At 43.4% G+C, this 13692-nt stretch carries 13 protein-coding genes; 11 read left to right on the top strand and 2 right to left on the bottom strand.

Translation table 11 applies throughout. From position 1 onward, the window contains the following. Positions 1-170 precede the first annotated feature (170 nt). Genes HOP45_RS10865 through HOP45_RS10855 form a run of 3 tightly spaced genes read left to right on the top strand, consistent with a single transcriptional unit; the run spans position 171 to position 4801 of the window. Positions 171-1919 (top strand): ABC transporter ATP-binding protein, encoded by a 1749-nt coding sequence (locus tag HOP45_RS10865; protein ID WP_181349317.1) that lies wholly within the window; start codon positions 171-173, stop codon positions 1917-1919. Further along, positions 1919-3949 (top strand): ABC transporter ATP-binding protein, encoded by a 2031-nt coding sequence (locus tag HOP45_RS10860; protein WP_181349316.1) that lies wholly within the window; start codon positions 1919-1921, stop codon positions 3947-3949. Before HOP45_RS10865 ends, HOP45_RS10860 begins: the two co-directional genes overlap by 1 nt. Positions 3950-3976: 27 nt before the next feature. Beyond that, the gene (locus HOP45_RS10855; RefSeq protein ID WP_181349315.1) at positions 3977-4801 is read left to right on the top strand and encodes a S1C family serine protease; all 825 of its coding nucleotides are present in this window, start codon (positions 3977-3979) and stop codon (positions 4799-4801) included. 18 nt (positions 4802-4819) lie between these two features. Here the strand turns inward: HOP45_RS10855 and HOP45_RS10850 are convergent, their stop codons facing one another. Next, positions 4820-5422 (bottom strand): NAD(P)H-dependent oxidoreductase, encoded by a 603-nt coding sequence (locus HOP45_RS10850; protein ID WP_181349314.1) that lies wholly within the window; start codon positions 5420-5422, stop codon positions 4820-4822. A 655-nt stretch (positions 5423-6077) separates the two neighbouring features. Between HOP45_RS10850 and sigI the strand changes: the two genes are divergently transcribed. The 4 genes from sigI (at position 6078) to HOP45_RS10830 (ending at position 8498) form a co-directional block, all read left to right on the top strand. Then, positions 6078-6815 (top strand): RNA polymerase sigma-I factor, encoded by a 738-nt coding sequence (sigI, locus tag HOP45_RS10845; RefSeq protein ID WP_181349313.1) that lies wholly within the window; start codon positions 6078-6080, stop codon positions 6813-6815. Next, the gene (locus HOP45_RS10840; RefSeq protein WP_181349312.1) at positions 6812-8011 is read left to right on the top strand and encodes an anti-sigma-I factor RsgI family protein; all 1200 of its coding nucleotides are present in this window, start codon (positions 6812-6814) and stop codon (positions 8009-8011) included. Before sigI ends, HOP45_RS10840 begins: the two co-directional genes overlap by 4 nt. A 92-nt stretch (positions 8012-8103) precedes the next feature. After that, positions 8104-8286 carry a DUF1499 domain-containing protein gene (locus tag HOP45_RS10835; protein WP_181349311.1) on the top strand — a complete coding sequence of 61 codons (183 nt, stop codon included), beginning with the start codon at positions 8104-8106 and terminating at the stop codon, positions 8284-8286. Continuing rightward, complete coding sequence (locus HOP45_RS10830; RefSeq protein WP_181349310.1) at positions 8265-8498, top strand: DUF1499 domain-containing protein; 234 nt, start codon at positions 8265-8267, stop codon at positions 8496-8498. Before HOP45_RS10835 ends, HOP45_RS10830 begins: the two co-directional genes overlap by 22 nt. Positions 8499-8517: 19 nt before the next feature. Here the strand turns inward: HOP45_RS10830 and HOP45_RS10825 are convergent, their stop codons facing one another. Further along, on the bottom strand, positions 8518-9111 hold the full coding sequence (locus tag HOP45_RS10825; RefSeq protein ID WP_181349309.1) for a TetR/AcrR family transcriptional regulator: 594 nt from the start codon (positions 9109-9111) through the stop codon (positions 8518-8520). 154 nt (positions 9112-9265) lie between these two features. On the opposite strand from HOP45_RS10825, the gene HOP45_RS10820 reads away from it, so the two are divergent. From HOP45_RS10820 to HOP45_RS10805, 4 genes are read left to right on the top strand one after another with little or no spacing between them, the layout of a single operon-like run. After that, positions 9266-10828 carry a bifunctional GNAT family N-acetyltransferase/carbon-nitrogen hydrolase family protein gene (locus tag HOP45_RS10820; RefSeq protein ID WP_181349308.1) on the top strand — a complete coding sequence of 521 codons (1563 nt, stop codon included), beginning with the start codon at positions 9266-9268 and terminating at the stop codon, positions 10826-10828. 24 nt (positions 10829-10852) lie between these two features. After that, positions 10853-11578 carry an SDR family oxidoreductase gene (locus HOP45_RS10815; protein WP_181349307.1) on the top strand — a complete coding sequence of 242 codons (726 nt, stop codon included), beginning with the start codon at positions 10853-10855 and terminating at the stop codon, positions 11576-11578. A 26-nt stretch (positions 11579-11604) separates the two neighbouring features. Continuing rightward, positions 11605-13050: a GAF domain-containing sensor histidine kinase gene (locus tag HOP45_RS10810; RefSeq protein WP_181349306.1), complete on the top strand. Its 1446-nt coding sequence runs from the start codon at positions 11605-11607 to the stop codon at positions 13048-13050. Then, positions 13046-13684 (top strand): response regulator, encoded by a 639-nt coding sequence (locus HOP45_RS10805; protein WP_181349471.1) that lies wholly within the window; start codon positions 13046-13048, stop codon positions 13682-13684. The genes HOP45_RS10810 and HOP45_RS10805 overlap by 5 nt, the downstream gene beginning before the upstream one ends. Positions 13685-13692 lie beyond the last annotated feature (8 nt).

Here is a 13692-nt window from a genome sequence, read left to right as displayed (position 1 = left end):
TCCTAGTCAAATCAATGGTTAAGGTGTTTCATTAAATCATTGCAGGCCGCGCATCCGTCGTGGCTTTTTTTATGCATTGCCGAGCATACGCATACGTCACGGACGTATGCTTTTTTTGTGTCTTTCTTTAAGAAGCGTGTGCGCAGGCTGGTTAGAAAGGAGATGATGGGATGTTGAGTGTGCTCGTTAAATTAAACTGGTTTTTTAAAATGTATTGGAAACGTTATTTGTTTGCAGTCATTGCCTTGATTTTAGTCAGTGTAATTGACGTTATTCCACCGAAGCTTATTGGGATGGCGATCGATTCTATCCAATTCAATACGCTGACTTCAGAACGCTTGTTAGAGTTGATCGGTTTCTATCTCGGATTGATGGTGATCAGCTACATGATCACCTTTTGGTGGGATTACATGTTATTTGGAGGGGCGATGATTCTCGAACGCAATATGCGCACGCGTCTGATGAACCATTTAATGAGAATGACACCGACGTTCTTTTCCAAATATCGTACGGGGGATCTCATGGCCCGCGCGACAAATGATTTGAAGGCGATTCAAATGACAGCAGGGTTCGGTATTTTAACCCTGGTGGATTCCACGGTATTCATGTTTATGATCATCGCCGTCATGGCCCTGTCCATTAGCTGGCAGTTAACGTTGGCAGCGCTTATCCCGCTCCCCATCATGGCATTTGTCATGAATCGTTACGGTTCCGTAATCCATCAACGATTTACAGAAGCACAGAATTCATTTGGTGATATGAACAATGATGTGCTGGAGTCCGTACGAGGGGTGAGGGTGATTCGGGCGTTTGTGCAGGAGCGTCAGGATGAACATCGTTTTCAAGAGATGACAGAGGATGTCTATGAAAAAAATGTGGCAGTTGCGCGGATGGATGCCCTGTTTGAGCCGACGATTCAAATTCTGGTGGGCTTATCTTACACGATTGGACTAGGGTATGGTGCTTCGTTAGTCTTTCAAAATGTGATGACGCTGGGAGAACTGGTATCATTCAATATTTATTTAGGTATGTTGATTTGGCCGATGTTTGCTGTAGGTGAATTAATAAACGTGATGCAACGAGGCAACGCATCATTGGACCGGGTTAATGAAACGTTGGATTACCGGCCGGATGTTGAGGATCCAGAACCTGTTCCTGTTTTGACTAAACCTGAAAAGATTCAGTTTAAGCATGTTTCTTTTCAATACCCTGGTAGCAAGGGATTTGCACTAAAAGACATTAATGTGTCTGTAGAACGGGGGCAGACACTCGGAGTCGTTGGAAAAACAGGTGCAGGTAAGACGACACTCTTTAAACAACTTTTACGAGAGTACCCTGCACCGGAGGGGGCTCTAATGGTAACAGCACACACACCTATCGACCAATTATCCCTTGAACAGACACGTTCATGGATAGGTTACGTTCCGCAGGAGCACGTGTTGTTTTCCAAATCGATTCGGGAAAATATCCAATTTGGAAAAGAGGAGGCAGGGGACCACGACATTTTCCGGGTATTGGAACTGGCGCATTTTACCGATGACATTAAAGCGCTGCCTCGCGGTTTAGACACCATGGTCGGGGAAAGCGGTGTCACATTATCTGGCGGTCAAAAACAACGTGTGTCTATCGCCCGTGCCTTCATCATGGATCCTGAAGTCCTTATCCTGGATGATGCACTCTCAGCTGTTGATGGAAAGACTGAAGCAAACATTATCAAGCATTTAAAGCAGGAGCGGCAAGGCAAAACAACGTTGATATCAGCTCATCGGCTAAGCGCTGTCGCCCATGCTGATCATATTATCGTCCTGGATGACGGTGTAATTGTCGAAGAAGGTACACATGAAGAGTTAATGCAGCAAAACGGCTGGTACCAGGTACAGTTTAAATTGCAGCAGCTTGATGGAAAGGAGAGAGGTTGATGAAAAATGCTTCCACGGAGCGTGCATTGTTCCACTATGCCTGGTTATTCCGTAAACAGATTTTCATCGGGTTAATATGCCTCATCCTTGCTGTCGGTCTAGAATTGACTGGACCGTTCATTGCCAAACGATTGATCGATGAGCACATCGTTGGAATCGAGGGTGCATGGCACCAGGTGGCCGAACAGGATGATTTCACAGTCAGCTACCACGGTAACATGTATAAGCGGGATGATCGCCTTGAACATAACGAGCACGTATTAGATACGGTCACCATTATGCAAGTGGGCCGGGACTACTATTTTCTGAATGAAGCTGCATCCCTGTCAGGCGAAAGAACGTTTGCTAATGGCCAAGTGAGCATTACGACAGCTGAGCAGACGTCCACATTCGATGCAGAACGGTTGTCAATGACCGAGTTGTACGGGTTCTTTGCACCAGAAAAACCAGCTATCTATTTTTGGCTGGGCTTGTACGTGGTTCTGCTTTTAATTGCAGGCGTTTTTCAGTATGCCCACACGTTTATTTTGAAGAAATCGTCGAATCGCATTATTCGTAAAATGCGGGATGATGTATTCGCTCACCTTCAAAGGCTGCCAATCGATTATTTTGTCAACCAGCCAGCAGGCAAAGTGGTGGCCAGAGTAACAAATGATACAGAAGCAATCCGTGAGCTTTACGTGCGTGTCCTGGCGACCTTCGTGAGCAGTATGTTTTATATGACCGGTATTTTTGTTGCCTTGTTTTTATTGGATGTCCGGTTAGCGCTGATCTGTTTATGCGTAGTGCCGCTAATTATCCTTTGGATGAAATTCTACAAGCATTATGGCGGAAAGTATCAGAATGTTATACGGGCCAAGGTCACGGATATGAATGGCAATATCAATGAAGCGATCCAAGGGATGAACATCATTCAGGCTTTTCGGCAAGAGAATCAAGTATCAAAAGAATTTGAAGAGTTGAACGAGGAGCATTTTCATTATGAGCGCAAGCTGATTAAATTAAGTGCACTCACATCCTTCAATCTGGTAAATGTACTGCGGAATATAGCCTTTGTCGCGTTTCTCTGGTATTTCGGTTCAGCCTCACTAGGAACTGAAGGCATTGTGACTGTAGGCGTCTTGTACGCGTTTGTTGACTACTTAAACCGATTATTTCAGCCTGTTACCGAAATGGTTAACCAGCTTCCTCTGCTCGAACAAGCGCGTGTGTCGGCAAGGCGCGTGTTTGAGTTACTTGATGAGGAAGGAGAAGAAGTGAGCAGAGACGAGATCAATCGGTATAAAGGGGAAGTTGCCTTTCATGCTGTCTCCTTCGGTTATCAAGAAGATGACTATGTCCTTAAGGATATAGATTTCAAGGTTGAACCTGGCCAGACAGCTGCGTTTGTTGGGCACACTGGATCTGGAAAAAGTACAATTATGAATGTGTTGTTCCGTTTTTACGACCCACAGGAAGGAGATATTACAATCGATCAAAACTCTATCTTGAATTGGTCCCGCCAACAAGTACGGAGCCATATGGGGATTGTCCTGCAGGACCCGTTCATTTTTTCTGGTACGGTTGTGTCAAATGTCACGATGAACGACCCTCTCATTTCACGTGAGCGGGCTGTGGACGCGTTGAAAGCCGTAGGGGCTGACCGTTTCATAAAGCAATTGCCTGATACGTATGACACCCCTTTAAAAGAGAAAGGAGAATCTTTGTCCATGGGGGAGCGTCAGCTCATTTCGTTTGCACGTGCGCTCGCTTTTGATCCAGCCATCTTGATTCTGGATGAAGCGACGTCAAATATAGATACCGAAACAGAATCCATGATACAAACGGCGCTCGGCGTTTTAAAACAAGGGAGAACAACTCTTGTTATTGCCCACCGCCTCTCTACAATCCAGCAAGCTGACCAAATTTTTGTTTTGAATCATGGTACAATAGTAGAAAAAGGAAATCATGAACAACTATTAGCCGAAGAAGGACTATATTATCACATGTATCAGATGCAGCAAGGCAAATGGGATGTTGCAGCCATTTGATAAACATGGCGTCAGAGGGGGTGGCTCATGGATAGAGATGAGGAAAAGCAGGATATCATTGATGAAGATTTATATGAAGAGTTGGATGAAGAAGAATTATATGAACTGGTTCAAGAAGAAAAACGTAAGGCTTTAGACAAAGAAAAAGAAGAAAAAAAGAAACCGAAACGCCCTTTTCCTAAATGGTTATTTTGGTTGATCGCCATAGTCATGACTGCTAATATAGCCGCTGTAATCCCTAAAACATTTTCAATACCCGCGGCCGATTTTCTAATGACCTCTGCCAAACTCTCCACCAATGATACAATCGATAGCTATCAAGAAGCAGTCGTTGTGGTTGAAACGAGTGATGGAAGAGGTACCGGCTTTGCATATACGCCAGATGGCCAAATCTTAACAAACCACCATGTCATTGAAAATGAGAGACGCATTTCGGTCGCCTTCCCTGAACAAGGGTTATTCAAAGCTGAGGTTATTCACTCCTATCCTGAGATAGACTTAGCCGTTCTAGATGTTCAAGGCGAGAATCTTCCTCACCTTGATTTAGCTGAGGAGACGACGTTCAGAGAAGATGAGCACTTTTATTTTATTGGAAATCCCCTGCGTTTTTCAGGGATAGCCAACGAAGGAACGATCATTGATTATACTGAGATACAAGATTGGACTAAACCAGTCCTCATGCTAGAGGCACCCATCTATAAAGGTAATAGCGGAAGCCCGGTGATAAATGATCAAGGAGAAGTGATAGGCGTTGTGTTCGCCACGCTCGATCATGATGTTGAAGGGCGAGTGGGGTTAGCTGTTCCAATAGACTATTATCATGAAAAAAATAACCATCCAGAGGCCGATTAATAAAATGGCCATGGATGGTTATTTTTTGAGTGTGTTTCCTATCACGGGAATCGGGTGGAATTTAAGGATTTCTGCAAAGTGAATCACATTGTAAGTCATCCGCTCTATTTGTTGGGAGGCCGTTGTATAATGATTTTGAGACTCGTGAGCCTGAGATGAGAGTTTTTCTCCACATACGTTAGCGTGAGGCGGAATCGTAAAGCCGAGCAAAGAAATATGGTATAGAAAAGACTGTGAAGCCGAGCATGACTCATTTTCATTATTTCCGCTGGCAATCACGCCCCCTATCTTATTATAGAAGAGGGATTGACCTTTTTGATTCGGTGTATTCTGGTGAGTGTGCAGCCTCTTCACTAACTGAGAAGCCACACTATTTATCTTTCCTTCATCGGCAGATGTTGCGAAGATAATCATATCTGCTGCTTTTATTTTACCAAAAATATATCCCCACCCCTCCCGCTCATTTGTATAATCGGAAGTTAAATCATAATCGGATAAATGAAAGCGGTGGAGATCAACTTGTTCAGAATGAAAGATGCGGGCGGAGACAGTCAGCCACTTTTCTTCCGCACTTGAGTCAGAACTTTTACTCGTACTGCAATTTAATAAAACACCATTCATAAGATGCCTCCTTCTAAGGTGCTCCACTACATGTGTGTATCCTGATATTGGAAGGTATAAACGTCATTCAGTGGCTGCGCAGGAGAATAGGGGTAGACTAAATCAACTTATAAACTACCTCAAGTCAAGTTGTCTCGTGATTAAAAAGACCTATAATACTCGGGAATAAAAGGAGGCATGATGGTTTGTCAGAATGAGGAGTGGGATGGTTTGCACGCTAAAAGCGTGCGCGCGTAGCGATTGGATAGCGCTTAATTTTAGTAAAGACGTTCATTTCTGCCTGAAAAGGAGAGGAGCGGAGGATGACATACCACTGACATGACTTAAATTCAGCTGTTATACACTGTTTTTTTGGAAAACGAAAAGCATGTCTTAAGTGGCATGCTTATTTGAATGGGCGTAAGCAAAACCGCCCATTTTTTGCAATGTTTATTTAATAAAATGTAAATGATTTGTGCTAGATATAAGACGTTGTTTTAGGTAAGATGGCAATGTTCGATAATACCACCTTAAAAACTCACTTTGAATGTCGAAGCATACTTCAGAAATGTGTCAGGTTGAAATGATATTGTAATTGATTTGAAAAATTACATCCAAATACACCCAAAAACCTAAATGAACTGTCGAAACTTTTAACAACTGGAGGTGATAAAGGTTGATTGGACGTTTGTTTGCCAGAAATGACACCTCCCTGGAAGATTATGTGCGTCTAGCCCAATCGGGAGATGAGGAAACAAGAAACCAGTTATTAAAACAATATCAACCTTTTATCGCCAAGAGTGTTTCTGAAGTATGCAAAAGATATATTGATCCGAATTCCGACGATGAGTACAGTATTGGCTTATTGGCTTTTGATGAAGCTATCAATTCTTTTTCTGCCACTAAGGGGAGTTCATTTCTTTCATTTGCCAAACTCGTCATCAAGCGCAAAGTCATCGATTATATTCGCAATGAAATGAAGCAGCCAGTCGTTGCTTCTCTTGATGACGAATACTATGATGAAGAACAAATGGAGAACCCTTCGGAGATTGCTGCAGCAAAAGACAATTATAAGAAAGCAGCTGAAGCTGAACAGCGTCGGGAAGAAATCAAGGAATTCAAGCAGTGCCTAAGCGCGTACAAGCTTTCATTCGAGGAGTTGACAGAATCTTCTCCTAAGCATCGTGACGCCAGGGAGACTGCTGTACAAATAGCACGTACCATTTATAATGATTCGCGATTGCGTGACAGAGTGCTGGAAAAAGGGCGCATTCCGATGAAAGATTTAGTCGATCGTGTCGAAGTAAGCAAGAAAACGCTAGAGCGCAATCGAAAATTCATTTTAGCTATCGTGCTTATCCTTGATGGAGATTTTGTATATCTAAAAGATTATATCAAGGGGGTGGGTTTGTGAGGAAAGGTATTATCATGGAACATAATCGCCTTTACAGTATTTTGATGACTGAAGACGGTGCGTTCCATAAGGCTAAACCGGTCAAGCATTGCGACATTGGCGAAGAAACCCGGTTTGAGCCGCTGCCTGATCTGAACCGCATGATGATAAAACCTACAATGTGGGTAAAGAATCGAAGCGTGAGAGCTGCAGGTTTAGCGGTTATTCTTCTCATCGCTTTTATCCCATTATATTCGTGGTACCATAAAGATCAGGCTTATGCCTACGTCAACATTGACATAAACCCGAGTATTGGAATTGAATTAAATCAAAATAAAGAAGTTATGAATGTAATCGCAGTCAATAAGGAAGCAGAAACGATCGTGGATCAATTGGGTGCATGGCAAGGGCGTTCAGTAGAAGCGATTGCTTTCGATCTCATCAATTTAAGCAAAGACGAAGGATTTATTACGGGTGAGAAACGTATCTTGATTGGGATAAGTTACTTGCGTGATCGTCATGACAATCTTTCGGATATATCCCAAGACATGGAACAGTATCTCACTACACATTCGCTTGGGATGACTGTAGCCAGTTTTGAAGTGCCCCAAGACTTGCATGAACAAGCTAAAAGTGAAAATAAGTCCATGAATGAGATCATGGCTAATACGCTTGAAGACCAGTCTGGAACCGCTGATGTCCAATCTTCATCTGTGGAGGTAGAAGATGACGATAAAGCCATCATTCAATCTTTTTATCAGGAAAAGCGTCAGCCCTCTACTGAGCCCGATTTGGAAAAAAGTAGCGATAATCAGCCAGACACTTCATCCAGTATGGACCCTATACACGAGCAAATGCCGGTTGAAGCTTCTTCAACCTCAAGACATCACGTGTTAAATCGCAACGAGAAAGACAAAGAGGGACAAGTTACCAAGTCATTCCCCAACACAGTTCGTCAGGATACGGCGCTTGGGCTGGATAAAAAACCGGAAAGTAAACCGCTAGACCTTCCACACCACGATAAAGCCAAACATAATGCTCCCAGTAAACCGACTAAAGGTTCACGCCCTTCCCATAACAAATCGCTTGGTGAAAACCCTGATCATCAGAAAAGTGATAAACGTAACAAAGGAGCAGCTCAAGCTAAGGATAAAAAAAAGCCTTCATCCAAAGGGAACAAACATCAACATGATACAAAGCAACTTCAACCCAATTAAGGAACATACACTCCAGCGTATTTGTGCTGGGGTGTTTTTTAATGGTGTCTTTAGTGAATACATATAGGAGAATGAGTTAAGGGGGAAAACATATGAGCAATCAATCGTGCAAAAATAGGTTAGCTGCTTGTCCGACGTCACCAAACTGTGTCTCCACGCTAGAAATGGAAGAACACAAGAAGAAAATGATGCCGTTACCGTTTATAGGAGGTTTGGATCAGACAAAAGAAGCCGTTAAAACAATTATAAAAAAATGGCTCAGGAGGCCATCATAGAGGAGCATGAAGCGTGCTTACACGTTGTCTTTTTGTCGGAAGTGTTTAGATTTAAAGATGATGTTGAATTTTATTTTGATGATCAGGCAGGCTTGGTTCAATTTCGTTCTACTTCTCGTGTCGGTTATTATGACTTTGGTGTCAATCGAAAGCGCATGGAGGAATTTTCTGACCGCTACCGCCACTATCACGAGAAGCGATCGATGCAATAAGCTTCGGATACCGTACGGCTTAGCTATTTTTGATTAACCCGTTTACATACATATGGGTTAAATCGTTTGAGAATTTGTTTTGACCTCTTGGATCTTCTTTTTTAGGCGTGCGGGCCATATGTTGATAAAATGTGACGAAGTAGCTGATGACGGCTTCATTAGATAGGGAAGAGTCGATGTACTGAGATGATTTTCCTTCTTCAACAAAACCTGTTAGTAAAGGCATGATATATTCCTGAACAAACGTATGCATGAATTGTCCAATATCAGTTCGATCAGCTTTCATCGATTGGATAAAATCCACAGCCGTGCCATCAGTTGTTGCCTGAATGTCATGCGCTATTTTCATCAGCTTATCCATGAAGGATAACTGTGGGTGTTGGATAATGGACGTCAGCTGATCCGCCTGCTCTGTAATATGAGTTTTAATCGCTTCAAAGACTAGTTGCTCTTTACCACCAAAATAATTGTAAATGGTAACTTGAGAAACCTCGGCCTCCCTGGCAATCTCTTGAATGGTGACGCGTTGTACGCCGTGCCTGGTGAAAAGCGAGAATGCTGAGTGGAGGATATTATTCATTTTTTTGCGTTTTCGTTTTTCAAAGCCGTCCATAATGCCCACCTCTTTCTAATATGATAGCGAGGGATGTCTAACAAATCAATCCACACACGTCAAAATCGTACGGATAATACTAGAAACTGGACAGGATTTATTCTTATTCAGTAGGATAATAATAAAGGTTAATTTTGAGAAAGGACCTCCTAATATGTCCAAACTGGATTTATCACAATTTGAAAAGAAACTGATTGTCAGAAACATGAACCAGGATGATATTCCGCAGTTATTAAAGTTGCAGACGTTATGTTTTCCAAATATGGAACCATGGAAAGAAGAGCATTTGAAAAGTCACCTCGCCCATTTTCCCGAAGGTCAGATCGTTGTCGAATGCGATGATGAAATTATTGGCAGCTGTTCTAGTCTGATTGTGAACTTCGATGAATACGATGATAAGCATACTTGGGATGATATTACAGATGAAGGTTATATTACAAATCACGATGAAGAAGGCTACAATCTTTATGGGATTGAAGTGATGGTCCATCCAAAGTTTCGCGGGATGAAAATTGGACGCAGGCTTTATGAAGCCAGAAAAGATCTGGCAAGAGCGTTCAATTTGAAAAGTGTCATCATCGGGGGACGCATACCGAATTATCATAAATATGAAAAAGATATGACCCCAAGAGAATATGTAGAGGAAGTTCGCAACCATAAAATCGATGATCCTGTATTGACCTTTCAGATTATGAATGGCTTTAGTATCATGCGGATCAACCCTAACTATTTGCCGGATGATGTCATGTCTTCAAAATATGCCACCTTGATGGAATGGAACAATATTGATTATCAAGCTCGTTCGAAGCGCCATTTTAAAACGAGTTATCCCGTCCGCATCATGGTGGTCCAATATATGATGAAAGACATTGATTCCTTTGAAGAATTTGCCCGGCAATGTGAGTATTACGTTGATGTGGCGGCTGAGTTCGGCTCTGACTTCGCCGTATTTCCTGAAATATTCACGACACAATTGATGTCGTTTTTGGAAGAAAAAGTACCGGCCAAAGCGGTTCGACGGCTTTCCGCATTCACGGAAGACTATATCGAAATGTTTACGCATCTCGCTGTAAAATACAACGTCAACATTATTGGTGGTTCTCACTTTGTGGAAGAAGAAGAGCAGATTTACAACATATCTTACTTATTCCGGCGGGATGGCACAATAGAAAAGCAGTATAAGATCCATGTGACGCCAAATGAAAAGAAATGGTGGGGGATCCAGCCGGGAGATGCCGTGAAAGTATTCGACACGGATTGTGGAAAAATAGCCATCCAAATATGTTACGATATTCAGTTTCCTGAACTCGCCCGTTATGCAGTCGATCAGGGGGCAAACATCATTTTTGTGCCATTTTGTACGGATGAACGTCAGGGGTATTTGCGTGTCCGCTATTGTGCACAAGCCCGCGCTGTTGAAAATCAGGTGTACACGGTGATTGCAGGTACAGTAGGGAATATGACACAAGTGGAGAATATGGATGTCCAATACGCTCAATCTGGCATTTTCACCCCATCAGATTTTGAATTTGCTCGCGACGGGATCGTAGGCGAATGTAACCCTAACATTGAGACGGTGGTGGTAGGAGATGTGGACCTTGAAGTTCTGCGCCGCCAAAGAAAGTCAGGGACGGTCAGACAGCTTAGGGACCGCCGCCGTGATTTGTTCGACTTGGAATACAAGGTGAAAACTGAAATAAAACCGGAACGAACATAATCATGATGGAAAGGATGAGTCCGCATGTTAAAAGGACAGGCAGCAATTATTACAGGGGCTTCACGAGGTATAGGCAAAGAGGTAGCTCGGCAGTTTGCAGAGCAAGGTGTTAAGCTGGCGCTGCTCGGAAGTTCTGAAGACATCCATGCCACAGGAAATGCTTTAAAACAGGCAGGCTATTCACATGTATTATCTTTCTCAGGCGATGTCAGTAATGAAAATGATGTCGAGCAAGTGGTACAAGCCGCCAAGAATGCCTATGGGAGTGTAGATATTTTGATCAACAATGCCGGTGTCGGCAAGTTTAAAGCCGTTGAAGATGTGACAGTCGAAGAATGGAGAAAAACGCATGACATCAATGTTCAAGGTGTTTTTCTAACGACGAAAGCAGTACTCCCGCTGATGAAGCACCAACAGTTTGGCACGATCTTGACCGTGGCATCGGATGTTTCGCGTTACACGATTCCTGAAGGGGGCGCTCTGTACACCTCAACTAAGTATGCTGTCCAAGGGTTCATGGGATCGGTCGCCCAGGAAGTCCGTTCTTATGGCATCAGGGCAGGCACTGTTAATCCTGGTAAAGTTGATACATTCTTTGGGGATAGTCAGCAAGGCGACCCCGCTAAAGCAGACTGGCTGAAAGTGGAAGATATAGCGGAAGCGATTGTCTACATGGCAGGTGCACCTAAGCATATGGTAGTCGACGAGCTCCAGCTTCATCCGTTAAGCCAGGACTATCCGCGCCCCTAATGAGCACGTGAAAGGAGGACGCGCAAGTGGGCACTCCGAATTCTCAACTGGAAACATTAAAAAACATCGCTGAGTTACTGAATCAATCTACTAACAAACAAAAAGTGATCAATGAAGTCTTGCATGCTTTTTTATCCATGACCCATTTCGAAACAGGTTGGGTGTTTTTGACCCGGTCGAATCGACTTGAGTTAGCTGCGGACGCGGGATTGCCCCCAGCTTTAGCAAGGGATGATAAAGAATTGATGTGCGGCGAAGATTGCACATGCGTTTCGCGTTACAAAAAAGGGCACCTTACTCAAGCGACAAGCATCATAGGATGTAAACGGATTGAGCATGCACTTGCGCGCGGGGACGAGGATATTGCCGGTATCACCCACCATGCAACCGTCCCGCTAAAAACCCCAACCCAAACTTATGGCTTATTGAATGTCGCAGCCCCTTACCAGAAAGAATACAAATCTGAACTTGAATTGCTGGAGTCTGTTGCGCTCCAGATTGGTACGGCCTTGGAGCGGATTGAACGGTTTGAACAAGAAGAACGGCGTAGTGAGTTGTTGACCCGTGTTCATTTATTTACTAAGCAAATGCAGGAAACCACCCATTTTAATGAATTGGAATCCTGCTTTTCTAACGGTCTGTTTGCCTTGTTTCAACCTGATGATGTGACATGGCTGAATGAGGGGACCGCTAAGGAAGACAGCCTCTCGACGACGGAATTGGCAGAGAACATCTCACCATCCCGTTCGGTTTACATGAACCGAGAAACACCCTTTTCCGTCATGGAGAAGGAAGTATTTCATTTGCTGCTTGATTATTATATGATGACATACAAGCAGCTCCAGCTCCATCGTAAAGAGATGGATTTAGCTCGTATCGAAGAGCGGTCGCGGTTAGCGCAGGACCTTCATGATTCCGTCAGCCAACTGTTATTTTCAATCGTGCTCACTTCTCAGGCTTCAAGGCAATTAGCCCATAATGAAGCCGTGGACGAACATATTCAGTATATTTATGACGTCTCCTCTCAGGCGTTAAAAGAGATGCGTGCGCTCATTGCTAAACAAAAAGGTGACCGTTTAAAAGAGGGGCTCCTAGCTGAACTGACTCACTATGCAGGTGCGATCGGCATTAAACTTGAAACGGAATCAAGCGGTACCACACCTATTCCTTATGCCATTGAAGAAACGATGCTCAGAATCGGGCAGGAGGCTTTACATAACATTAAAAAGCACGCCGACTCAAATGAAGCTCTTATTCATCTTCTGAAAGAAAAAGAGCATGTAAACCTCATCATCAAGGATGAGGGAAAAGGGTTCGATCGTGACGCGGAAGCCCTGTCCCCATCGTTTGGCATTAGAGGGATGAAAGAGAGAGCGGCCTTATACAATGGTACGATGTCATTGCAAAGTTCCCCGGGAGAGGGGACAGAGATTAATGTAACTTTACCTTACGGGGGAGATAGCGTTGATTAAATTGATGGTAGCAGATGATCACAAAGTTGTGCGTAAAGGACTGCTTTTCTTTTTCCAAACGCAGCAAGATTTAGAAGTAGTAGCCGAAGCAGAGAGTGGTCAGGATGTTCTGAATTATGTGAAAGAAAACCCGGTTGACGTCATCCTTTTGGATATTCAGATGCCTGAAATGGACGGTGTAGAAACCGCCGAACGCATCCGGGAACAGTTTCCTGAGATAAAAATTATTATGTTGACGAGCTTTTCGGATTATGACACGGTTATTCCAGCTGTCCGATCTGGAGCAAATGGTTACCAGTTAAAAGATATAGATCCCGAACGTCTGGCTACTGTGATCAGGCGTGTGCATCAGGGTGAAACCATGATTGACACAAAGGCTGCGGCCCAATTAATGACGCACGTAACTGGTTCTAATGGCGAAGAAGAGAAGAAACGATTACAAGAATTGACCCAACGCGAAATGGATGTATTGAAACAGATCATGCAGGGAAAAAGTAATAAAGAAATTGCTCAGTTGCTTGTTATTACCGAAAAAACCGTGAAAACGCACATCTCACATATTTTTTCTAAATTGGAAGTGCAGGATCGGACTCAAGCTGCTTTATTCGGAGTGAAATATATGAAAGTGGAGTAATTTTTATG

Origin of the sequence: Thalassobacillus sp. CUG 92003, from assembly GCF_013618635.1 — a bacterium.
Classification (GTDB): Bacteria; Bacillota; Bacilli; order Bacillales; family Halobacillaceae; genus CUG-92003.
The sequence above is the reverse complement of the archived record's forward strand: the minus strand, read 5'-3'. Positions and strand labels throughout refer to the sequence as shown.

Bases quoted from the DNA above. Each gene is read 5' to 3' on its own strand.
- HOP45_RS10830 (WP_181349310.1), top strand. From the start codon at position 8,265: ATGGCTCAGGAGGCCATCATAGAGGAGCATGAAGCGTGCTTACACGTT.
- HOP45_RS10850 (WP_181349314.1), bottom strand. From the start codon at position 5,422: ATGAATGGTGTTTTATTAAATTGCAGTACGAGTAAAAGTTCTGACTCA.
- HOP45_RS10865 (WP_181349317.1), top strand. From the start codon at position 171: ATGTTGAGTGTGCTCGTTAAATTAAACTGGTTTTTTAAAATGTATTGG.
- HOP45_RS10860 (WP_181349316.1), top strand. From the start codon at position 1,919: ATGAAAAATGCTTCCACGGAGCGTGCATTGTTCCACTATGCCTGGTTA.
- HOP45_RS10825 (WP_181349309.1), bottom strand. From the start codon at position 9,111: ATGGACGGCTTTGAAAAACGAAAACGCAAAAAAATGAATAATATCCTC.
- HOP45_RS10815 (WP_181349307.1), top strand. From the start codon at position 10,853: ATGTTAAAAGGACAGGCAGCAATTATTACAGGGGCTTCACGAGGTATA.
- HOP45_RS10835 (WP_181349311.1), top strand. From the start codon at position 8,104: ATGAGCAATCAATCGTGCAAAAATAGGTTAGCTGCTTGTCCGACGTCA.
- HOP45_RS10855 (WP_181349315.1), top strand. From the start codon at position 3,977: ATGGATAGAGATGAGGAAAAGCAGGATATCATTGATGAAGATTTATAT.
- HOP45_RS10820 (WP_181349308.1), top strand. From the start codon at position 9,266: ATGTCCAAACTGGATTTATCACAATTTGAAAAGAAACTGATTGTCAGA.